We start from the raw sequence: 20,673 nt of genomic DNA, 5'->3' as shown, positions 1-20,673 counted from the left end.
TGAGAAGTCGGTGATGAACGAGCAATTGCGGTGATATTGGCCAGAAATATCCGATAATGAGGATATTGGCATGGTCGGAGTCGATGGGTTGGAGCAGGTCGCGGCCGGTGCCGTGGGGAAAACCACCGCGGATCCGGTACCGGAATGCGTCCCGCAGATCTCGGTCCCGGACCTGGCGCCGGCGATCCGGCGCGGACTGCACCCGGTCGCACCGACGACTCGACTGCTCTGCGACGCGGTCGGCGCGACCTTGGCGCGGCCGCTGCAGGCCCAGACCGCCGAACCCTCCGTCGACGCCGCGGCGCGCGATGGCTACGCCGTCAGCGGTCCCGGTCCGTACTGGGTGGTCCGAGCAGGGAAAGTGAGCTCGACGACGCCGGCGCTCGCGGTGGGGGAAGCCGCACGGATCACGGCAGGGACACCGACACCGCTGTGCACCACCGCCGTGATCCGCGACTCTCACGTGGAGTTCGCACGCGTCCTGGGCCGGGCGGTGCTGATGCGAGCCGCGGGAGCGCCGAAGTCCGACGACACCCTGGTCCGTGGTGCGCAGTGGCACGCGGGAATGGTGCTGGCTTCGGCCGGTGTCCGGGTCGGCCCCGCGGTGGTCTCGGTCGGCTCGAGCGCACAGGTCGGTCACGCCGCGGTGCGCGGCCCGCTGTCGGCCGATGTGCTCGTCGCCGGTGGCCGATTGGGTCGGGGCATCAACCGCAGCGCGCGGTGGGCGCCCGATGCGGTCGCCCCCGTGATCTCGGATTTCCTGCGGGCGTGCGATATCCGGTCCGGGAAGGTGTGGCAGATGAGCGACGGCGAATTGCTGCGCTCGTGGTTCACGCTACCGACCGAAGCCGAGGTCGTGGTTGTCGTAGGCGCGCTCGAGGAAGTCCGTTTCCTGCTGGCCGAGATCGCCGCCGACATCATCGTCGATGGTGTCCGGATGCGTCCCGGTGGCAAACAGCTCCTGGCCCGGCTGCCCGATGGGCGCACGCTGCTCGCGGCACCGGCTGATCCGTTCGAAGCGATCGCCGCGCTCATGGTGACGGGACGGTGCGTGCTGGCGGCGTTGACCGCGCGTGATCCGGTGGCGCCGATGCTCGGGCGCCTGGTCGACCGATCCGCCGCGACCGAGGACCTGACCGAAGTCGTTCCGGTCGGACAGGTCGGTGGCGGGGTATGGCGGGCCACCGGCCCGGTCGGCATCCCGCACCTGGCCCACCTGGTCGAGGCACAAGCTCTCGCGCTGTTACCGCCGGGCGGTACCCGTGGCGCGCTCGCCGAACTGATCCCGCTGCCGCGATGACCGAACCGATCCGCACGGTGTGCTCCTACTGCGGCGTCGGCTGTGGCATCGCGCTCGAGGTCGAGACCGGTCCCGACGGCGCCACGCGCGTACGCAAAGCCCCTGGCGACAAACAACATCCGGCCAACGGTGGACGCCTGTGCACCAAGGGCGGCAGCCACCTCGACCTGCTCGGTGTCGACGGCCGCCTCGACACCGCACTCGTGCGCGCCGAGCGTGGTGCCGAGCCGGTCGCGCGACCGGTGGACGCCGCCATCGCCGACACGGCACAGCGGCTCAGGCAGCTGATCGACACCAACGGCCCCGACGCGGTGGCGCTCTACGTCTCGGGTCAGATGACGCTGGAAGCCCAATACCTGGCGAACAAACTGGCGAAGGGGTTCATCGGGACCAACCAGATCGAGTCGAACTCGCGGTTGTGTATGGCCAGCGCGGGCAGCGGCTACAAGCTGTCGCTCGGCTCGGACGGCCCGCCCGGTTCCTACGAGGACTTCGATCACGCCGACGTGTTCTTCGTGATCGGCGCGAACATGGCCGACTGCCACCCGATCCTGTTCCTGCGCATGATGGATCGCGTCAAGGCCGGTGCCAAGCTGATCGTGGTCGATCCCCGCCGGACGGCGACCGCCGACAAAGCCGACCTGTTCCTCCAGGTCACGCCGGGTAGTGACCTGGCACTGCTCAACGGCCTGCTGCACCTGCTCGTCGAAAGCGGGCACGTCGACGAGGAGTTCATCGCCGAGTTCACCGAGGGCTGGGCGGGAATGCCCGAATTCCTCGCCGATTACACCCCGGCGACCGTCGCCGCACTGACCGGAATCGCCGTCGAGGACCTGCGCCGCGCCGCCGAGCTGATCGGCACAGCGGGGGAGTGGATGAGCTGCTGGACAATGGGATTGAACCAGTCCACCCACGGCACCTGGAACTCCAACGCCCTGATCAACCTGCACCTGGCCACCGGTGCGATCTGCCGTCCCGGCAGCGGCCCGTTCTCCCTCACCGGTCAGCCCAACGCGATGGGCGGGCGCGAAATGGGGTACATGGGACCGGGTTTGCCGGGACAGCGGTCGGTCCAGGTCGAGAGCGATCGCGAGTTCATCGAGAAACTGTGGCAGGTGCCCGCGGGCACGCTGCGCACCGAGGTCGGCAGCGGCACCATCGACATGTTCGCGCGCATGGCGGCGGGCGAGATCAAGGCATGCTGGATCATCTGCACCAATCCTGTTGCGACAGTGGCGAACCGCAAGACCGTGCTGGCCGGGCTGGAAGCCGCGGAGCTGGTGATCACCCAGGATGTGTTCGCCGAGACCGAGACCAACGCCTACGCCGATGTGATCCTGCCCGCGACGCTGTGGATCGAAGGCGAAGGGGTGATGATCAACTCCGAACGCAATCTCACCTTGATCCCCAAAACCCTCCCGGCACCCGGCCAGGCCATCCCGGATTGGCAGATCATCGCCCGAATCGCCTGCGCGATGGGCTATTCCGAGGCATTCACCTACAACAGTGCCGAGGAGATCTTCGAGGAGATCAAACAGGCCTGGAATCCACGCACCGGCTACGACCTGCGCGGCGCCACCTACGACCGGCTGCGGGAAGGCTCGGTGCAGTGGCCGGTCGCCCCGGACGGCCCGCGCCGCAATCCCATCCGCTACCGCAACGACGGGATCAGCCAGGAACTACGCACCCGCGAGGACGGGACCACGCCACGGCTGTGGTTCCCGACCGCGTCCGGCCGGGCGGCGTTCTTCGCCCGGCCGAATCTGGAACCGGCCGAGCTCCCCGACGACGACTACCCGTTCGTGCTGAATACCGGTCGCGTGCAGCATCAATGGCACACCCTGACCAAGACCGGCAAGATCGCCAAGCTCAACAAGCTCAATCCCGGCCCGTTCGTCGAAGTCCATCCCGAAGACGCCGCCCGGCTCGATGTGTCGGCCGGTGACTGGGTCGAGGTCGCCTCGCGACGCGGTCGCGCGGTGCTGCCCGCCGTCGTCACCGACCGCGTACGGGTGGGGGATGTGTTCGCCCCGTTCCACTGGAACGACCTGTTCGGCGAATACCGGGCTGTCAACGCCGTCACCAACGACGCCGTCGACCCGATCTCCCAGCAGCCCGAATTCAAAGTCTGCGCAGTGCGGCTGATGAAGGTGCCCGCGCCGATCGTCGTCGAGCCCACTGCCGACGGCCCCGCCATCGTCGACTCCGCATCCGCACCACCGGCACCCACCACCGCGCCGCCGGTGACCGTGCCCGGCGTCAGGGCATCGGCAGGCTCGGTGGCCGATGCCGCCGCCGCGCTCGGCCTTGGTGACCTGGCCGTTCCGGCACTGTCGGACACCGACCGGGCCTACCTTGCCGGGTTCCTGTCCGGCATCGATCGCCTCGACGTGGCTGTACTGCCGGTGCTGCCACCGAGCGCACCACTACCGACACAGGCCACGTCCTGGGTGAACGGGATGCTGGCTGGGGTTTTCGGGCCGCATCAGAGCGTGACCTACCAGCTCGGGACCGCCGTCGAACACACCCGCCCGGTCGAGGTCGCCGACTCCGCGCCTGCGGAGACCGCGGTGCGGCCGTTGGTGGTGTTGTGGGCCTCGCAGACCGGCAACGCCGAGGACTTCGTCGCAGGCACCGCCGTTCCCGCGTTGGTGGGCACCGGCCGCACGCCGCAGGTTCACAGCATGGATTCCGTTGTGGCGGGTGAACTTCCGCCAGGATGCGATCTCGTTGTCGTGTCGAGCACCTTCGGTGACGGTGACGCCCCAGACAACGGTGCCGAGTTCTGGGAATCACTGGCCGCCGCCGGTGACGCGGCACTGATCGGGTTCCGATTCGCCGTCCTGGCCTTCGGTGACTCCAACTACGACGCCTTTTGCGGCCACGGCAAGCGCTTGGACGAGCGGCTCGCCGCCCTGGGCGCCGAACGGCTACTGGATCGCGTCGACTGCGAACCCGACTTCGAGGACACCGCGCGGGCCTGGCTCGACCAGTTGCTGCCCGCCCTGGCAGTGACGCGGCTCGCGGCGGAGTCGACGGCGGTTCCCCTTGCCACGCCCGATCCCGCTCCACGGCCGGGGCCGGGGACCACCCGAACCGATATCCGCACCGAGACACCGACAGGCCGCCTGGTCGGCAACCGATTGCTGAGCCTGTCCGGCGCGCAGAAAGAGGTGCGCCAGTTCACCTTCGACCTCACCGGTTCCGACCTGCGCTACGACGTCGGCGACGCCCTCGGCGTGCGCCCCGCCAACGACCTCGGCCTGGTCTGGGAATTCCTCGCCGTCACCGGAATGGATCCCGCGGCGGTCATCGAGGTCCCCACAGCGGGCCCGATGCCGCTGTCGATCGCGCTCGAGGGCTACCTCGATCTCACCCGGCCCACGACGGAGCTGTTGCGCTTCGTCGCCGAGCAGACCGGGGACCGACAGATGAAAACACTGCTGCGACCCGACAACAAAGGTGAACTGGCCAAATGGCTGTGGGGCCGCCAACCGGTCGACATCGCGACCGAATTCGCCTTGGCAGCGGACCCACAGCAGTGGGCGACCCTGTTCAAACGCCTTCAGCCCCGGCTGTATTCGATCTCGTCCAGCCCACTGGTCGACCCGGCCATCGTGCGGACCACCGTCTCGGTGATCCGCTACGACAGCCCGGCCGGCCGGCCGCGCGGCGGACTCTGCTCGGCCTACCTCGCCGACGCCGAGCTCGAACAGCCGCTGGTTCTCCATGTTCAGCCCGCCCCGCACTTCCGGCCACCAGATGATCCGGCGACCCCGGCCATCATGGTCGGACCAGGCACCGGGGTCGCGCCGTTCGTCGGTTTCCTCGAACATCGTCGTGCCCGCGGCGACCAGGCCGCGAACTGGCTGTTCTTCGGCGAACAACATCAAGCCACCGACTTCTACTACCGGGAAGAACTCGGCGAACTGCAGGCCAACGGTGTCCTCGACCGACTCGACGTCGCCTTCTCCCGCGATCAGCGAGCCAAGATCTATGTCCAGGACCGGCTGCGTGAACACGGTGCACAGGTGTGGGGCTGGCTCGAAAACGGAGCCCACTTCTATGTCTGCGGGGACGCGGCACGAATGGCCAAGGACGTCGACGTCGCACTCCGCGAAATCGTGTCCCACCACGGCAGCCTGACCACCGAGGAAGCCGATGCCTACGTGAAGAAGCTCGCCACGGACAAACGCTATGTCCGCGACGTGTACTGACCGGAACCGGAGACCGATCGATCTAGGCTGAGCTATGCGCCTGAGCACCCGGAACCAACTCGACGGCACGGTCCTTTCGGTCACTCGCGGCGAGGCCATGGCCGTCGTCCGCATCCGCCTCACCGGCGGCGACGAGATCACCTCCTCGATCACCCGCGCCGCCGTGGACGACCTGGAACTCGCCGAGGGATCCGCGGTAAAAGTCCTCATCAAATCGACCGAGGTCACCCTCGGCATCGAGTGACACTCCCGGCCGGGACTCACGCCTATGGTTCGGTAGGAGCGGGGTCGTGGTCGCGGAAACGCTTCACGTCCGCGTAGTGCGCGCACTGCTGCGTACACGATTGTCCTGGAAGAGGGCACCGGCCATCACCTGCGTGAGCTGATCAGTGGGCGGCTGCTTGTCGCCATTTGGGCCCAGATGCGTCCGGCGCGACAAGTCCAGGCGCTGTGGGAGCAGCGGTTTCCGCAGCTGCGCGCGGCTGCCTGATGGATCTTCGCCAACTCGAGTTGGCTCGCATCGCGCTTCACACGGTGGGCAACCGCGGGTTCGTGCTCGGTGGCGGACATGCGGTCGCGTTGCACGGGATGGGTTCGCTCCCGTCCGAGGACGTGGACCTCTCTCCGATCAGCGCGGCAGTCCGGGCGAGGTCGCCGATGATGTCGCCGCTGCCTTCGTGCACGCGGGTCTCGATGTTTCGGTCGTGCGCCGAACGCCTGATTTGGTGCAGCTGACGGTTGCTTTCGCAGACGGATACGTCGCCAAGGTGGATCTCGGAGTGTTTGGAGATCAAAGTCGCCGGTCCTGCTCGAAGTCGGGCCGGTCTTGCATCCTGATGATGCGGTCGCGGGCAAGATGGATGCGCTGTTCAATCGTTGGGCGCCGCATGATTTCCTGGATATCGACGCGATCTTGTCGGCCGCGAGAGAACGATCGCGCTTCCTGCGTAGCCCGTCGGGCTGTCCGGGGACGACACCACCCGTGGCAGCTCATCGCGCAGGTCGGCTACCACGGGACTCTGGACGGGGGAGTCCCGGTGCCGAGGTGACACTTCGGCACCGGGACTCGGTCCGGGACGGAACCGCCCGCAGCCGTCAGGCGGCGTCGAGGGCGGCGGCGATCTTACGGGCCATCGCTGCCACAGCCGGGGTGGGCTGACCCTTGTTGGCCTGGGTGGCCGCTTCGACGGCGACCAGGACGGTGTCGCGGAAGTTGCCTGCTTCGGCCGGGGCCTGCTCGGCGAGCAGGCTCATGGCCGCGGTCAGGCTCGGCAGCACCTGGTCGGCGAGTGCGGCGACGGACTTGCCGGGCAGGTGGATGTCCTTGGACTTGGCGGCGAGCACGTGCCCGACCAGGCCGGTCGCCGAGGTCAGGGCGATGGAACCGTGCGAGATCCCCTTGTGCGGCGCACCGGCGGCGGCGATCAGCGAGACGGCGCCGTAGGCGGCGGTGCGCAGGGTGCTCTTGTCCTGGTCGGTCAGGGTGATGGTGGTGGACATGGTGTGTACTCCTCGAAATCTGTTGTGGCACTGACGGTGTCGGTGCCCGCTGGTTTGTTCGATGTACACACTGTGGTCGGGCCGGCTGACACCGAGCTGACACACACCTGACGTCTCCACTGACAGCGGCACCAGGCCCTGCTGCCGACCGGCGCCTGGTGGTGGAAGTCGATCGTGCTGTCCCTGCTCAATATCGGCGCGTTCTTCCCGCTCGTATTCATCGCCGCATCCCGGGCTCGGCAGCAGCCTGCCGACACCTACTGCTCAGCGCTTGCGGGGCAGGTCGGCGGCGAACGCCACGCCGCGTTCGACCCACTCGCGCAGCACCGTGTCGTCGGCGACGAGTTCCGGTACCACGCGCAGCCAGCCGGTCATTTCGCGGCCGCCCATCGTCATCGGCGCGACCGCCGCACCGTCGATCAAGGTCTCGCTCGCAGTGGGGTCGACCCGCACGAGCAGCCCGCCCTTACCGCTCACCGCGACAGCCATATTGCCGCCGACCAGAAAAGCGAGTCCACCGAACATCTTCTTCTCGTCGACGTCGCCACGCGGATACACCAGCTCCCTGACCCGATCGGCAAGCTCCGCGTCATACGCCATGAGCGCCAGTATGCGCCAGGGCACCGACAACCCCCTGTGACCTGGCACGCACGCCGGAAAATCTGTGCCTCCGCCAGTCCACCCCGAATCGCGGTACGTTTGTTAGGTAACGCTAACTATTGGAGGTTTCCTTGGCTCGCCCCCGTACCACCCTGACGGTGCTGCGCACCGAACGTCTGTCCCCGCATATGGTGCGCGTGCACCTCCTCGCTTCCGGCCTGGCGGTCGGCGCGACCACCGATTCCTACGTCAAGCTCATCTTCCCGATAGACGGCGCCGAGGTGCTGCGCACGTACACCCTGCGCTCGATCGACCGGGCCGCCGAACAGGTCGCGATCGACTTCGTCTATCACGGTGACGAAGGCATCGCCGGACCGTGGGCAGCGCAGGCAGCCCCGGGCACCACCATCGATGTCTATGGTCCAGGCGGTGCCTATGCCCCACGCGCCGAGGCGGACTGGCATCTGCTGGCGGGTGATGATTCCGCGCTGCCCGCCATCGCCGCCGCGCTCGAGTCGATGCAGGCGACGGCCGTGGGTATCGCCTTTGTCGAGGTGGCTGGGCCCGAGGACGAGCTCCCTGTCGCCAAGCCCGACGGGGTGGAGCTGACCTGGTTGCATCGAGGCGACCGTGCGCCGGGCGAAGCGCTGGCCGAGGCTGTGCGCGCCGCGGCCTGGCGGGAGGGACAGGTGCAGGTCTTCATCCACGGCGAAGCGCACGCCGTCATGCACGATCTGCGCCGCTACATCCGCAGAGAACGGGAAGTTCCCGCCGAGTGGGCCGCATCCATCTCCGGTTACTGGCGGCGTGGCCGGACCGAAGAGGGATTCCGGGAATGGAGGGCCGATCTGGCCACCCGCGAGTCCGCGCCCACTTCCAGCTGAGCGGCCATCCATCGCCGGGGGAGGTCCCGTGCCGAGTCGCCGCATCGATCGGCCGGAAACCGTGGACGTGCCCCTACCTGCGGTGGGAAGCTCGAAGGAGCCGGATCCCGACCCGAGGGAGCGTGCGACATGGTGGACCGGACGAACGGGGCGCAGCGACCGGAGAGCATCCGGAACGTGGCGCTGGTTGGCAGCAGCGGTGCGGGGAAGACGACGCTGGTGGAGGCGCTGGCGTTGGCGACCGGGACGGTGAACCGGGCAGGCCGGGTGGAGGACGGGACATCGCTGTCGGACTACGACGAGGTCGAACGGCGACAGCACAGATCTGTGCAGCTGTCGGTGGTCCCGGTGATGTGGGGCGAGGTGAAGATCAATCTGATCGATACGCCGGGATGCCCGGATTTCGTCGGCGAACTGCGGGCCGGGTTGCGGGCGGCCGACGCGGCCCTTTTCCTGGTGTCGGCTGCCGACGGAGTGGAGGGCGTGGCGGGGCCGACGCGGGAACTGTGGGCCGAATGCGCGCGGGTGGGGATGCCGCGGGCGATCGTGCTGACACATCTGGACACGGCGCGGGCGGAGTACGCGGAACTGGTGCAGACCTGTCAGGCGCTGCTGACCGACGGCGCGAGCGATACCGTGCTGCCCCTGCACCTGCCGGTCTACGGGCAGAAGAGCCCCGACGGGCACCGGCCCGCGATCGGACTGCTGGAACTGCTCGAGCGCCGGGTCGCCGACTATCGCAGCGGGAAACAGGTGCGCACCGAACCTTCCGCGGAACAGCTCGCGGTGATCGACCCGGCCCGCGACCGGTTGATCGAGGCGATCATCGCCGAGAGCGAAGACGAAACGCTGATGGACCGGTACCTCGACGGCGAACCCGTCGAACTCGACACCCTGGTCGACGACCTGGAACGAGCCGTGGCGCGCGGAAGCTTCCATCCGGTGCTGTTCGCGGCACCGGCCGCCGAGGACGCGGAGCAGGGCCTCGGCACGCTCGAACTGCTGGAACTGGTCACGGCCGGGTTCCCGACGCCGATCGAACACCCGCTGTCGGCCGTGCCGCGCGGCGACGGCGCCGGCCCAACCGCACTGCGCTGCGATCCGGCGGGGGAACTCGCCGCGGAGGTCATCCGGACCTCGTCCGACCCGTATGTGGGACGGGTATCGCTGGTGCGGGTGTTCTCCGGCACGCTGCACAGCGAGGACACCGTCCGCGTCTGCGGACCCGACCACGATGCCGACGACCGGGTCGGCGGGGTCACCGCGCCGTTGGGGAAACAACAGCGGACACTGACCGAGGCTGTCGCCGGCGATATCGCGCTCGTGAGCAAACTCGGCCACGCGGAAACCGGCGACACCCTGTCCGGCACCGGGAATCCCCTGCTGATCGAGCCGTGGCAGCTGCCGGAATCCCTGCTGCCCGTGGCTATCCGGGCGCAGGGGAAGGCCGATGAGGACAAGCTCTCGCAGAGCCTGACCCGGCTCGTCGCCGAGGATCCGACCCTGCGGCTGGAAAACAACGAACACACCCATCAGCTGGTGCTGTGGTGTCTGGGGGAAGCCCACCGGGATGTCGCGCTGGAACGGTTGCGCGGGCGGTTCGGGGTGCGGGTGGACGTGGAACCGTATCGGGTGGCGTTACGGGAGACGCCCGCCGCGGCGGCCGAGGGACGCGGCAGGCTGGTGAAGCAGTCCGGCGGGCACGGGCAGTACGCGGTGTGCCAGATCGAGGTGGAACCGCTGCCGGCGGGGACGGGATTCGAGTTCGTCGACCGGGTGGTCGGTGGGGTAGTGCCGCGGCAGTTCATCGGATCGGTGGAGAAAGGGGCAAGGGCGCAGGCCGCGCGCGGGGTCACTCCCGGATATCCGCTGGTGGATGTGCGGGTGACACTGGTTGCCGGGAAAGCGCATTCGGTGGACTCCTCCGACGCCGCCTTCCAGACCGCGGGTGCCCTCGCCCTGCGCGACGCGGCGGACGCGTCCGGAACCCTGCTGCTCGAACCGGTTGCCGCGGTGCGGGTCACGGTCCCCGACGACCAGCTGGGCGCCGTCCTCGGCGACCTGTCCACCCGGCGCGGCCGCATTCTCGGCACCGAACAGGCCGAGACCGGCCGCACCCAGATCCGGGCCGAGGTACCCGAACTCGAACTGAGCAGGTATGTCATCGACCTGCGATCGCTCACCCACGGGGCGGGATCGTTCGCCCGCGGGTATCTACGGCACGAGCCGATGCCCGCCGCCGTCGCCGAACGGGCACGCAAGGAAAGCGCCGCGGCGTCGGCCTGAATCACGTGTTCTCCGCCTGGATCGCCCTGCCGAGTATGCGGAGCGGCGTGGCTACGATCCCCTGGTGAATGTGGATGTGATTCCAGGCCGGATGATCGAGGTGCCGACGGCGGATGCGAGTGGCATGGATCGGCGGGCATTCGGTGAATTCGTCGGGCCGCAGGGTGAACTGGCGTCCTACGCGCTGGGGTGGACCACCGGGTCCGATCCACACGCGGGGCGGATCACCATCGGCATCGGGGCGGGCAATCCCGGAGGCGCGACCTTCCACGCCGTGGTCTTTCCGCACCAAGGCTCGCACGCGTACGGTCTCGTGGACGATCCCTTCGAGCAGGTTCCGCAAGGTGGTCCGGATCTGACCGCCGAACAGGCACGGGCGCACGAAGATCTGCCGTTCGTGTGGTGGGTGGTCGACCGGGTGATGGAGCGGGATCCCCGCGCATGGTGGATGCGGCATTGGGTCGTCGGCACCCAATGCATCCAGACCGCACAGGTATTCGAGCAGCAGGAACCGATCCTGCACGTCGGTCACGACGAGGACGGGTGGTGGCAGCTGATCGGGTTGTCCGACGCCGGGCCCGGCGGCAAGATCGGGCACCTGTGGCACGCCATCGATGAGGACCCGACCCTGCAGGACGTGCTGGATCTCCCCGCAGGTAGTCGCGCGACCCGCGAGGGTGTCGCGCGGAGGTGGACCAAGACCTGATCCGCCGGGGAGGGCGGGGGGTGATTGCAAACGCCAGTGTTCATGGCGTTAACCATGCGCAAGTCGTTGACAAGGCGGCATGCATAGCGGAGGGTATGTTATCGCAAGTTTGACTAGCTTTAAATCGAGAGGATTGGTCGATGCTGACCAGAAGAAGCTTCATCGTCCGTGCGGCCGGGGCGACGGCCGCCACCGCGGCGGTTGCCTACGCCGGGATGGGAAGCGCCTTCGCCTCCCCTGGAACGCCGGCAGCCGGGCTGCGGACCTACATCGATGGTCTCTTGATCGATCAGGGCAAGGTCGCCGAGTGGGAACGCCGCCGGCTGTCGGTGGCCGCGGCGCGGCTGCGCAAGGACTACGTCGGCCTGCTGACCGGTGAGCTCGACTCACTGCTCGCCCGCTTCGAGGTGAGCGTCGACGACATTCCCGCCGCACGAGCGGCGATGGCACGGGCTCGCGTGCTGATCGGCCCCGACGGATTGCGTGAACTGCTCGCCGCCGAGCTCGTCGCCTCCGAGGCCGCCACCCGCGCCACGCTCGCGGCGTCGGATGGCCGCTGGGTGGTGGCGACCGTCGAGATCGCCAGTGATCGCGGTAGCGCGCAGGGTTTCATCGACACCTTCGACCGGGCGCGGGTGAACAACGACCTGGCGTTCTGGACCGACGCGTGCCCGGACCACTACATCATCGCGACCCTGGACGACGGGCGGCAGGAGGTCATCGAGGTAACCGGTGGAGCAGTGCTCCCCAGCCGGTTCCTCGTCGACTACGCCGACCAGTCGAAGGTGGTGGTCCCCGCGGATCCGGCGTATCCGCTCTCGGTCGCCGGTGCCGCCTTCCTCCCCGACGGTGAGCTCATCGGCGGGGTCCGCCATCAGTTCCGTGATGAACCCGGTGGCGGGTTCCGTAGCCAGCTCAAAGTCGCATTCCCCGCGGCGGTGCCGGGCCTGTATGTCAGCGAGCACCAGTGGCATCTCGCGACCGAATTCGGCAACTGGATCGAGGCATATCTGCGCTGACCCGGATCTCACCGGGCAGACGCGTTGGCGAGAGCTACCGTGAAATCTGCTCCGGTGGCCGCGCGGACGTCGGATTCGCCGACTCCCGGCGCGGTTTCGACGAGCGTCAGCCCGTCGGGACCGACGTCCAGCACGGCCATCTCGGTGATGATGCGGTGCACGCAACCCAGCCCGGTCAGTGGCAGGGTGCACTCCTCGACGATCTTGGGTTCGCCGCCGCGGGAACGGTGTTCCATCATCACGATGACCCGTTTCGCGCCGTGGACCAGGTCCATCGCGCCACCCATGCCCTTGACCATCTTGCCCGGGATCATCCAGTTCGCCAGGTCACCGCGGGCGCTCACCTGCATCGCGCCGAGCACGGCCACATCGACGCAGCCGCCGCGGATCATCCCGAAGGACTGGGCGGAGTCGAAGTAGGAGGCGCCGGGCGCGACGGTGATCGTCTCCTTGCCCGCGTTGATCAGCTCGGGATCGACCTCGTCCTCGGTCGGATACGGGCCGACGCCGAGCACGCCGTTCTCCGAATGCAGCACGACCGTGACGTCGTCGGGCAGATAGTTCGGCACCAACGTCGGCATACCGATGCCGAGGTTCACGTACTGGCCGTCGCTCAACTCGGCGGCCACCCTGGCTGCCAGCTCCTGGCGTGTCCACGTCATGCCCGTACCGTCCTGTTCTCGATTCCGACCTCGACCTTGCCCACGTGCACCACGCGCTGCACGTGGATGCCGGGGGTGTGTACTTCGTCCGGGTCCAGTTCGCCGGGTTCCGCCAGCTGCTCGACCTGGGCGATGGTGATCCGGCCTGCCGCGGCCGCCGGTGGATTGAAGTTGCGTGCGCTGCGCCGGTAGACGAGGTTGCCGTGCCGGTCGCCCTTCCACGCGTGGATCAGCGCGAAGTCGGTGACGATCGCGTGTTCGAGCACGTAGGGCACGCCGCCGAAGACCCGCGTCTCCTTCGCCGGGCTGGCCAGCGCGATGCCGCCGTCGCCGTCGTAGCGCAGTGGCAGACCGCCGTCGGCGACCTGGGTGCCGACACCCGCCGGGGTGTAGAACGCCGGAATGCCTGCCCCGCCCGCCCGCATCCGCTCGGCGAGGGTGCCCTGCGGCGTCAGCTCCACCTCGAGTTCGCCCGCGAGGAACTGGCGCGCGAACTCGGCGTTCGAACCGACATAGGAGCTGGTGGTGCGCCGGATCCGGCGTGCCTCCAGTAGCACGCCCAGTCCGACACCGGCTGTGCCGCAGTTGTTGCTGACGACCTCGAGATCGGTGGCGCCGTGGGCGAGTACGGCGTCGATGAGTACCTGGGGCACTCCGACCAGGCCGAACCCGCCGACCGCGAACGACGCACCGTCGTGAATATCGGCGACGGCCTCCGCGGCCGTCGCAATGACTTTGTCCATCACGCCAGCGATGCTAGACGAGATGTTCGCATGGCGCACCTACGTTCGTATTGCGAACACTTGCGCCGAGCGGAGTCATGGACGTAGCGTGTTCGATATACGGACAAACGTTCGCATTGTGAACAACGATGCTTCGCGCATGCCGAGCCGCCGATCGGACCGTCGCGACGTAGCCTCGGGCCCGGCCCGGTGCACCGACGTCCGCCGCGGGGTGGACGCCATCGGGCCGACAGGGAGAAGGAGTTACGGCAGCCATGACAGAACCGTCGCCGGATTACGTGCAGTCCCTCGGACGCGGCTTGGCCGTCATCCGGTCGTTCGACGCCGAGCATCCCCGCCGCACCCTCAGCGAGGTCGCCCATGCCACCGACCTGACCCGCGCCACCGCGCGGCGTTTCCTGCTCACCCTCGTCGAACTCGGCTACATGCGCACCGACGGAAACCAGTTCTGGCTCACGCCAAGGGTTCTCGAGCTCGGCTACAGCTTCCTGTCCAGCCTGAGCCTGCCCGACCTGGCGGGCCCGCACCTCGAGGCGCTGGCAGAGAAGGTCCGTGAGTCGACCTCGGTGTCGATCCTGGACGGCGCTGACATCGTCTATGTCGCCCGCGTTCCCGTGAGCCGGATCATGACCGTCTCGATCAACATCGGTACCAGGTTCCCCGCGTTCGCCACCTCGATGGGCCGGGTTCTGCTCGCCGACCTCGACGCCGGCGCACTGTCGGAGTACCTCGCGGGGATCGAACTGACGCCGCTCACCGACACGACCGTGACGACGAAGCGGCAACTGCGCGCCGAACTGGCCCAGGTGCGCGCCGACGGGTACTGCGTCGTCGACCAGGAGCTGGAACAAGGACTGCGCTCGATGGCGGCACCCCTGCGCGACCAGCACGGCACCGTCGTCGCCGCGGTGAACATCTCGACCCAAGCGGCCCGCTACACCCTGCGCGAGGTCCGCGACTCCCTCATTCCCGCCCTGCTCGAGACCAGTGCCGCGATCGAGCACGACCTGACCCAGATCCGATCCAACACCTGACGTCGACGAGGAATATCCATGCCCGAAGCTGTTATCTGTGAACCTCTGCGCACCCCGGTCGGCCGGTTCGGCGGAGTGTTCAAAGACATCGCCCCCCAGGAACTCGCCGCGACCGTGATCATCGAACTGATCGCGCGCACCGGCCTCACCGCCGAGGCCGTCGACGACGTCATCCTCGGTCAGTCCTCGCCCAACGGCGAGGCGCCTGCGATCGGCCGCATCGCCGCGCTGGACGCGGGGCTCGGCATCGGCGTGCCGGGTGTCCAGGTGGACCGGCGTTGTGGATCTGGTTTGCAGGCCGTGCTGCAAGCCTGCATGCAGGTGCAATCCGGGGGCAGCGATCTCGTCCTCGCTGGCGGCGTGGAATCCATGAGCCGCGCCGAGTTCTACGCCGACGACATTCGCTGGGGCATCCGTGGTGACGGGCCTGTCCTGCACGACCGCCTCGCTCGTGCGCGAATCACCGCTGGTGGCAAGAACTTTCCGGTCGACGGCGGCATGATCGAGACCGCGGAGAACCTGCGCGCCCAGTACTGCATCAGCCGCGCGGACCAGGACGCGCTCGCCGTGCAGTCGCACCAGCGCGCCGTCGCCGCGCAACGCGACGGCCGCTTCGCGGCAGAGCTCGTGAGTGTCGCTGTGCCACAACGCAAACGGGAACCTGTGCTGGTGCACGCCGATGAGCACCCGCGAGCCGATACCGACTTCGGCACGCTGGCCCGGCTACGCCCGATCCGCCTCGGCGTCGATCCCGAATCCACCGTCACCGCGGGAAACTCCAGCGGGCAGAACGACGGCGCGGCCGTCTGCGTTGTGACGACACCGCAGCGTGCGCGGGCGCTCGGGCTGCGCCCGCTGGCTCGGCTGGCCTCGTGGGCGGTCGCGGGTGTGCCGCCTGCGATCATGGGCACCGGACCGGTGCCCGCCACCGAAAAGGCGCTGGCGCGACTGGATCTCACGCTCGACGACATGGACGTGATCGAACTCAACGAGGCCTTCGCCGCGCAGACCCTGGCCGTGCTGCGGACCTGGAAGATCGAACCCGACGACCCGCGCGTCAACCCCAACGGTTCGGGGATCTCGCTCGGACATCCGGTCGGCGCCACCGGCGCCCGGATCCTGGCCACCCTGCTGCGCGAACTGACCCGCCGCGAAGGCAGATTCGGCCTGGAGACGATGTGCATCGGTGGCGGACAAGGTTTGGCCGCCGTTTTCGAACGCCTCTGATCCGGTAGCGCCGGGCCTGATTCAAAGTCCGCCTACTGCTTCGAGATAGGTCCTAGCTGTCGCGGCCGTGTCTTGTGGCGGGTGGTCGCACGGTGGTGGCACCGAGCAGATCCAGTGCGTCGACCGCATTCGTCACGCGCAGGGGTGATTCGGTGCCGGTCTCACCGAGCTGTGCGGCGACCCACGCCCGGGTGGGGCCGGACTCGTGGCGGCCCGCGACGAACCACACACCCCGCGCGGGTTCGTCCGACTGGTTCACGTACATGTGTGGCCGGGTGGAATCGAAGCACAGCGAGTCGCCCGCGCCGATGGTGTACCTGTCGAAGTCGAGCAGCAGCGTCAACTCCCCGCTGAACAGGTAGGCGTATTCGGTTCCGGAGTGACGCATCGGCATTCGGTCCACCGAGCTCGCGGCACCCGGCTCGTAGGTGACCAGCAGGGCGTCGACGCCCGCGTCGGGGGCGACCGCCAGCTTCTCCCACCGGACCCCGTTGGCCATCTCCAGCACAGGGTTGTCCACGGCGCGTTGCACCACCCCGCCGGACCGGCTCGTGCCCGGCTCCCCGGACGATCCGGCGCTCGGTCCCGCGGCGGAATCGTTGCGGCCGTACCGGATCCCGAGCAACTCGTCGAGGGAGACCTCGAGGTGGTTGACGAGGGCATACAACGTGCTCACAGACGGCTGGGACTTGTTGTTCTCGATCTGTGACAGCTGGCTGGCGGAGATCCCCGCCGCGGCCGCCAGCCCGCGCAGGCTCAGCCCCCGATCCAGGCGCGCCTGCTTCAACGCCGGCCCGATCCTGTCCTGCATCAGCGCACCTCTGTCCACTCGCCGAATCAAATCAACTATCAGTGAACGCTACGTGTTCACTTTCTATGAACAGTACCGGCGGCTGGTGTGGACCGCGAGACCTTGCCCGGACCGGCGAGTATGGCGACGTCATTAGCGCTCATGGGTGCCGGGTCGCCCGCTTCTTGGTGCAAGCAACTGTTGTGTAGTGGTTGACATCACTCGCTGAATGTTTAATTATACTGAACACATTCTCGGTGGCTTCCGCCCCGTTCCCCGTCACCGACGACGAAGGAGATCCGTGTCATTCTCGATTGCGCGACTTCGGTCGACCTGCCCGCCACCACTGTCCGCGGCCGCTCGCCGGTTCGGCGCGACGACTGCCGCAGCGGGGGAGATGCGGCAGTGCTGATCGGATTCGCGGGCCTGGGCCGAATGGGCAAGCCGATGGCCGAGCACCTTGCCGCGGCAGGGCATACCGTCCTCGCCTACGACCCACTGGCCCACCCGGGGCTCGAGCGGGTCACCCGCGCCGACACCGCCGACGCGCTGGCCGGGACCGAGCTGTCGATCAGCATGCTTCCCGACGGCGACTCCACTCGCGCCCTGGTCGTCGATGACCTGCGCGCTGCCGCGCCCGGCCACCTGCACATCGTGATGGGCACCGTCGGCCCGGAAGTCGTCCGCGAACTCGCCGGCCTACCGCATCTCGCGGTGATCGACGCACCTGTGTCGGGCAGTGTGTCGATGGCCGAAACCGCCTCCATCACCACGATGGTCGGTGCAACGCCCGACCAGTTCGAGCGGGTGCGACCCGTGCTGGCGGCGATGACCGCGGCGCAATTCCACGCCGGTCCGGTCGGTGCGGGATCGACGGCCAAGCTCGCGGTCAACGCGGTGCTGGCCGGCCTGAGTCAGGCTGTCGCGGAAGGGGTTCTGCTCGCCGAGGCCGGAGATCTCGACCCCGCCACGTTCTACGACATCCTGCGCAACAGTGCGGCCGGGGCACCCTACGTCGGCTACAAGCAGCAGGCCTTCCTCGCACCGGAGTCGACCCCGGTCGCGGCGCCTGTCTCGCTCATCCGCAAGGACCTCGGCTTGGCGCTGGAGCTGGCCCATCGCCGCCGGCTGACGCTGCCCGGCGCCGAAGCGGCGCTGGCCGTGCTCGACGACGCTGTCGCCGTCGGGCTGGCCCAGGCGGATATGGCCGAGGTTCTCACCGCTCTGCGCCGCAGCAACCAGCTGGTGCTGCGCGAAACCCTCTCCACCCCACAGCAGACAGGAGCACGCTCATGACCGGCGACACCCTCGCCACCGTCGAGATCGAATCGACGATCCGCTCGCTCGAGGACGCCCGCTACGCCGCCGTGGTGGCCGGTGACATCGACGGCTTCGCCGCCCTCGCTCATCCCGGCCTCGTCTACACCCACTCCAACGCCGAAGTCGACACCCTCGACAGCTACCTGGCCAAACTCCGTGCGGGACACTACGTCTACCACCGCATCGACCACCCGGTCGACCGGATCGTCGTGGTCGGCGACACTGTCGTGGTCTCCGGGGAGATGCACGCCGACATCACCGCGGGTGGAGTGCGCAAGCGACTGGCCAACCGTTCGGTCGCGGTCTGGGTACGCGAGGGCGACCGGTGGCTGCTGCTGGCTTACTGGCCGACCGTCATCCCGGGGGAGATCCGCTGATGGCGTTCACCTATGACGGCCTGCCCGGCCGGGTCGTGTTCGGCGCGGGCGTTGCACGCACCAGGCTGCTCGGCGAGCTCGATCTGCTCGGCGCCGACCGTATCCTGCTCATCGCGTCCGGCGCCGAAGCCGAGATCGCCACCCAGCTGTGCGCGTCGTTCACCGACCGCGTGGCGGCCACCTTCACCGAGGTCCGCCCGCATGTTCCGGTCGAGGTCGCCGAGCTCGCCAGAAAGACGGCCGCCGAAGCCGACGTCGACCTGGTGCTGTCGGTGGGCGGCGGATCCACCACGGGCACGGCCAAAGCCGTCGCGCTGACGACCGGGCTGCCAGTCCTCGCCGTCCCGACGACCTACGCCGGTTCCGAGGTCACCCCGGTGTGGGGCATGACAGAGCGGGGCCGCAAGACCACCGGGACCGAGCGCCGGGTGCTGCCGCGCACGGTGATCTACGACCCGGAGCTGACGCTCACGCTGCCCGTGGATCTTTCGGTGGCCAGCGGCCTGAACGCCATGGCGCATTGCGTCGAAGCGTTCTGGGCACCCCGGCGCAGCCCGATCTCCAGCGCGGTCGCCGAAGACGGCATCCGCCACCTCGTCACCGGGCTGACCACGATCGGTGCCGCCCCGACCGGCCTGGCCAGTCGCGGTGAGCTCCTGCTCGGTGCCTATCTCGCCGGATCGGCGTTCGCCGTGGCCGGTTCGGGCCTGCACCACAAGATCTGCCATGTACTCGGTGGCGCGTTCGATCTGCCGCACGCGCAAACGCACGCGATCGTCCTGCCGTATGTCCTGGCCTACAACGCCCCCAACGCCGACGACGCCACCGACCGGATCGGCCGGGCACTGGGCCGCACCGACATCGTCGAGGCGCTGCGCGAACTGGGTGCCGGACTCGGCGGCCCCGCTGGCCTGCGCGAACTCGGCATGGACGAATCCGACATCGACACGGTGATCGACGACATCCTGGCGATCGCCCCCGCCGACAACCCGACGCCGGTCACCTCCGACGGGGTACGCGCGATCCTGCACGGGGCGTGGGCCGGATCCGGCCCGGCGGGGCCCGCGTCATGAGCGGCGACCACACCATCGCCATCGATCGGGAACATGCCGTCACCGCCGAGGTGCTGGCCAGCTTCGACGCCACCCCCGATCCCCGGCTGCGCGAAGTCCTGCACAGCCTCGTGCGGCACCTGCACTCCTTCGCCCGCGAGATCCGGCTCACCGAGACCGAATGGACGATCGCGATCGAATTCCTCACCCGCGCCGGGCATATCACCGATGACCGGCGCCAGGAGTTCATCCTGCTGTCCGACGTACTCGGCCTGTCCATGCTCACCGTCGCCATCAACGAAGCCGCCGCGCCCGGCGCCACCGAGTCGACGGTGTTCGGGCCGTTCTTCGTCGACGACGCCCCCGAGATTCCGCTCGGCGGCGATATCGCCCGGGGCGCAACGGGTCTGGCCTGCTACGTGTCGGGCCAGGTGCGTTCGGTGACAGGGGAGCCGATCGCGGGTGCGCGGATCGAGGTGTGGGAAGCCGACGCCGACGGCTTCTACGACGTCCAATACCCCGACGGCCGCTCGGCCGGTCGCGGCAGGCTGCGCTCCGGCGCGGACGGCGAGTACCGGTTCTGGTCGGTCCTGCCCGCGCCCTATCCGATTCCCCACGACGGTCCGGTCGGCGATCTGCTGGCGGCCACCGGCCGCGGACCCATGCGGCCCGCGCATCTGCACTTCATGGTCACCGCACCGGATTTCCGGCCGCTGATCACCCACATCTTCGTCGCCGGTGACCCTTATCTGGACTGCGACGCGGTGTTCGGTGTGAAGGAGAACCTCGTCGTCGAGGCCGTGCACCACACCGACACTCCCGCCCCCGACGGTTCCCATCCGCGGGGCGGCTGGACGAGCATCACCTTCGACCTGGTGCTCGCGAGCCACTAGCGCGGCGATAAATATCCCGGGATTCGCACCCCGGTTCGCACACGACCGGACCCGTCGAGGTCC

Annotated in this window: 18 protein-coding genes; 13 read left to right on the top strand and 5 right to left on the bottom strand. The window is 68.4% G+C overall.

The features are described 5' to 3' along the window. Window positions 1-70: 70 nt before the first annotated feature. Genes ACWF82_RS28215 through ACWF82_RS28205 form a run of 3 tightly spaced genes read left to right on the top strand, consistent with a single transcriptional unit; the run spans window position 71 to window position 5,761 of the window. Complete coding sequence (locus ACWF82_RS28215) at window positions 71-1,300, top strand: molybdopterin-binding protein (protein ID WP_452505997.1); 1,230 nt, start codon at window positions 71-73, stop codon at window positions 1,298-1,300. Continuing rightward, complete coding sequence (locus tag ACWF82_RS28210; RefSeq protein WP_452505995.1) at window positions 1,297-5,517, top strand: molybdopterin-dependent oxidoreductase; 4,221 nt, start codon at window positions 1,297-1,299, stop codon at window positions 5,515-5,517. Before ACWF82_RS28215 ends, ACWF82_RS28210 begins: the two co-directional genes overlap by 4 nt. Before the next feature lie 34 nt (window positions 5,518-5,551). Next, window positions 5,552-5,761, top strand: coding sequence for a TOBE domain-containing protein (locus ACWF82_RS28205; protein ID WP_452505993.1), 210 nt, complete (start codon window positions 5,552-5,554; stop codon window positions 5,759-5,761). An 851-nt stretch (window positions 5,762-6,612) separates the two neighbouring features. Here ACWF82_RS28205 and ACWF82_RS28200 read toward each other — a convergent pair. Both ACWF82_RS28200 and ACWF82_RS28195 read right to left on the bottom strand, forming a co-directional pair. Next, complete coding sequence (locus ACWF82_RS28200; protein WP_452505991.1) at window positions 6,613-7,017, bottom strand: hypothetical protein; 405 nt, start codon at window positions 7,015-7,017, stop codon at window positions 6,613-6,615. 264 nt (window positions 7,018-7,281) lie between these two features. After that, on the bottom strand, window positions 7,282-7,617 hold the full coding sequence (locus tag ACWF82_RS28195) for a TfoX/Sxy family protein (RefSeq protein ID WP_452505989.1): 336 nt from the start codon (window positions 7,615-7,617) through the stop codon (window positions 7,282-7,284). Between the two features lie 131 nt (window positions 7,618-7,748). Here ACWF82_RS28195 and ACWF82_RS28190 point away from each other — a divergent pair, with 131 nt between their 5' ends. The 4 genes from ACWF82_RS28190 to ACWF82_RS28175 all read left to right on the top strand — a co-directional run bounded on the left by ACWF82_RS28190 (window position 7,749) and on the right by ACWF82_RS28175 (window position 12,512). Further along, window positions 7,749-8,501: a siderophore-interacting protein gene (locus tag ACWF82_RS28190; protein WP_452505987.1), complete on the top strand. Its 753-nt coding sequence runs from the start codon at window positions 7,749-7,751 to the stop codon at window positions 8,499-8,501. A gap of 129 nt (window positions 8,502-8,630) precedes the next feature. Beyond that, window positions 8,631-10,787, top strand: coding sequence for an elongation factor G-like protein EF-G2 (locus ACWF82_RS28185; RefSeq protein WP_452505985.1), 2,157 nt, complete (start codon window positions 8,631-8,633; stop codon window positions 10,785-10,787). Window positions 10,788-10,851: 64 nt separating this feature from the next. After that, window positions 10,852-11,493, top strand: coding sequence for a hypothetical protein (locus tag ACWF82_RS28180; RefSeq protein ID WP_452505983.1), 642 nt, complete (start codon window positions 10,852-10,854; stop codon window positions 11,491-11,493). Window positions 11,494-11,633: 140 nt separating this feature from the next. Next, the gene (locus tag ACWF82_RS28175) at window positions 11,634-12,512 is read left to right on the top strand and encodes a hypothetical protein (protein WP_452505981.1); all 879 of its coding nucleotides are present in this window, start codon (window positions 11,634-11,636) and stop codon (window positions 12,510-12,512) included. Between the two features lie 8 nt (window positions 12,513-12,520). Here ACWF82_RS28175 and ACWF82_RS28170 read toward each other — a convergent pair whose 3' ends face one another. Both ACWF82_RS28170 and ACWF82_RS28165 read right to left on the bottom strand, forming a co-directional pair. Then, entirely contained in the window at window positions 12,521-13,174 is a 654-nt protein-coding gene (locus tag ACWF82_RS28170; protein WP_452505979.1) for a CoA transferase subunit B, read from the bottom strand. After that, window positions 13,171-13,917 (bottom strand): CoA transferase subunit A, encoded by a 747-nt coding sequence (locus ACWF82_RS28165; RefSeq protein WP_452505977.1) that lies wholly within the window; start codon window positions 13,915-13,917, stop codon window positions 13,171-13,173. Before ACWF82_RS28165 ends, ACWF82_RS28170 begins: the two co-directional genes overlap by 4 nt. Before the next feature lie 254 nt (window positions 13,918-14,171). Here ACWF82_RS28165 and ACWF82_RS28160 point away from each other — a divergent pair, with 254 nt between their 5' ends. Beyond that, window positions 14,172-14,951 carry an IclR family transcriptional regulator domain-containing protein gene (locus tag ACWF82_RS28160; protein ID WP_452505975.1) on the top strand — a complete coding sequence of 260 codons (780 nt, stop codon included), beginning with the start codon at window positions 14,172-14,174 and terminating at the stop codon, window positions 14,949-14,951. An 18-nt stretch (window positions 14,952-14,969) separates the two neighbouring features. Then, window positions 14,970-16,178, top strand: coding sequence for an acetyl-CoA C-acetyltransferase (locus ACWF82_RS28155; RefSeq protein ID WP_452505973.1), 1,209 nt, complete (start codon window positions 14,970-14,972; stop codon window positions 16,176-16,178). A gap of 52 nt (window positions 16,179-16,230) precedes the next feature. Here ACWF82_RS28155 and ACWF82_RS28150 read toward each other — a convergent pair whose 3' ends face one another. Further along, complete coding sequence (locus ACWF82_RS28150) at window positions 16,231-16,989, bottom strand: helix-turn-helix domain-containing protein (protein ID WP_452505971.1); 759 nt, start codon at window positions 16,987-16,989, stop codon at window positions 16,231-16,233. Between the two features lie 384 nt (window positions 16,990-17,373). Between ACWF82_RS28150 and ACWF82_RS28145 the strand changes: the two genes are divergently transcribed. The 4 genes from ACWF82_RS28145 to ACWF82_RS28130 are packed head-to-tail and all read left to right on the top strand — an operon-like array spanning window position 17,374 to window position 20,610. After that, window positions 17,374-18,264, top strand: coding sequence for an NAD(P)-dependent oxidoreductase (locus ACWF82_RS28145; protein ID WP_452505969.1), 891 nt, complete (start codon window positions 17,374-17,376; stop codon window positions 18,262-18,264). After that, window positions 18,261-18,665, top strand: a complete 405-nt coding sequence (locus ACWF82_RS28140) for a nuclear transport factor 2 family protein (RefSeq protein WP_452505967.1) — start codon at window positions 18,261-18,263, stop codon at window positions 18,663-18,665. The genes ACWF82_RS28145 and ACWF82_RS28140 overlap by 4 nt, the downstream gene beginning before the upstream one ends. After that, window positions 18,665-19,738 (top strand): maleylacetate reductase, encoded by a 1,074-nt coding sequence (locus ACWF82_RS28135; protein ID WP_452505965.1) that lies wholly within the window; start codon window positions 18,665-18,667, stop codon window positions 19,736-19,738. Before ACWF82_RS28140 ends, ACWF82_RS28135 begins: the two co-directional genes overlap by 1 nt. After that, window positions 19,735-20,610, top strand: coding sequence for an intradiol ring-cleavage dioxygenase (locus tag ACWF82_RS28130; protein WP_452505963.1), 876 nt, complete (start codon window positions 19,735-19,737; stop codon window positions 20,608-20,610). Before ACWF82_RS28135 ends, ACWF82_RS28130 begins: the two co-directional genes overlap by 4 nt. Window positions 20,611-20,673: the final 63 nt, after the last annotated feature.

The sequence above is a fragment of the Nocardia sp. NPDC055053 genome, assembly GCF_053608285.1.
The sequence above is the reverse complement of the archived record's forward strand: the minus strand, read 5'-3'. Positions and strand labels throughout refer to the sequence as shown.